Genomic DNA, 207 nt, shown 5'->3' with positions numbered 1-207 from the left:
TACACGGAAGAAACTTTCGGACCCGTTGTTCCGATCATCACATTTAAAGAGGAAGCAGAAGTTATAGAGCTGGCAAATGATACGCAATATGGATTAGCAGCTTATGTTTATACACAGAATAATAGCCGCTGCTTTAGAATGTCAGAAGTGCTTGAATACGGAATTATAGGCATTAATGATGGGGCTCCTACTCAAACTCAGGCACCA

The 207-nt window shown here is 41.1% G+C and carries 1 protein-coding gene; it reads left to right on the top strand.

Annotated features, from left to right (window positions below; translation table 11 throughout):
* Positions 1–207 (top strand): aldehyde dehydrogenase family protein (locus LKX83_RS33740; protein ID WP_227887692.1); only part of this gene is annotated, 207 nt, incomplete at both ends.

Source organism: Cohnella baijiui (assembly GCF_020731285.1).
Taxonomy (GTDB): Bacteria; Bacillota; Bacilli; order Paenibacillales; family Paenibacillaceae; genus Cohnella.
The sequence above is the reverse complement of the archived record's forward strand: the minus strand, read 5'-3'. Positions and strand labels throughout refer to the sequence as shown.